At 62.1% G+C, this 1,337-nt stretch carries 1 protein-coding gene; it reads right to left on the reverse strand.

The window, feature by feature from the left end:
* A partial coding sequence (locus JX325_RS16935; protein ID WP_204792186.1) for a tryptophanase occupies nucleotides 1-1,337 on the reverse strand: 1,337 nt, incomplete at both ends.

Here is a 1,337-nt window from a genome sequence, read left to right on the forward strand (position 1 = left end):
AGGAAGGCGTGGAAGTGACGCATGGGCAGCTTGTGGCCCCAGACGATGCGCATGTTGGGGATGCTCTCCCGGTCCTCGTACAGGGCCTTGACGGCGGCAATGACGTAATCCAGGTGCTCCTGGGTCAGCCGGTCGCGGTCGATGGCGAAGCGGACCACGTTGGCAAGCTCGGCCTGCTGCTCGGGGGTCTTCAGGTCGTACTCCATGGAGTAGTCACCCAGCTCGGAGACCCGGATGCCGTACCGGCGGATGAGCTCCAGGGAGAAGCCCTCGCCCGCGAAGGTGTCGTGGCCCCGCTTGCCGTCGAAGAACTCGTCCATGTTGATGTAAACCGCGTGGCCGCCGGCAGGCAGCACCACGCCCTTGACCCCGGCCTTGTAGAAGCCCTGGGCCAGGTACTCGCACTGCTTCACGCGGCCGTCCATGTAGCGGAAGTCGCAGCTCTCATACAGGCCGCAGGACAGCGCCATGATATCCCGGCCGCTCATGCCGCCGTAGGAGTCGTTGCCGTAGCAGGAGATCTGCTTGACCTTGAGGAGCACGCCCACGTCGGTCTTGACGGAGCCGTCCTCGTTGAAGTCGGAGAACTTCTTCCAGAACAGACCCTTGTCCCGGAAGGCCAGCATGCCGCCNNTGTTGGAGNGGCCGTCCTTCTTGGCGGACATGGAGAATCCGTCGCAGTAGGAGAACATTTCCGTGGCGATCTCGGCGATGGATTTGTCCTCATAGCCGGGCTCGTTCATCTTGATGAAGTAGCAGTTCTCCGCCCAGCGGGCCACGTCGAAGATCAGGGGGATATCGTACTTGTGGGCGAACCGGTTGATCTCCTTGATGTTGGCCATGGNGACGGGGTGGCCGCAGANGGGGTTGTTGGTGATGCAGGTGAAGATCAGGGGCACGTTCGCGGGGCCGACGCCCTGGATCAACTGCTNCAGCTTGTCGATGTCCATGTTGCCCTTGAACGGGTTCTTCTCGTACTTGCCGCCCTCGGGAACCTGATAGAGGAGCTCCTTGTGGTAGAGGTTGCGGGGGATGGAGCCCATCTGCTTGATGTTGCCCTCGGTGGTGTCGAAGTGTCCGTTGGAGGGGATGGTGAAGACCTTGCCGGGATGGCGCTGGGCCAGAATCTTCTTGACGATCTCCATCAGCACGGACTCGGCGGCCCGGCCCTGCTGAATGATAAAGCTGTTGGGACGCTCCATCTGCGCGGCGCCGCCGTTGAAGAGGCCGCCCTCGTACTCGCACAGGTACAGCTCGTTCATCATCTTCTCCACGTCCCGGCAGTCGGTGCGCACCAGGTCGATGGACTTCTTCCAGTTCTTCTCCCCGCCCCGCTC

It is taken from the genome of Oscillibacter sp. CU971 (genome assembly GCF_905219725.1).
In the GTDB taxonomy this organism is placed as follows: domain Bacteria; phylum Bacillota; class Clostridia; order Oscillospirales; family Oscillospiraceae; genus Oscillibacter.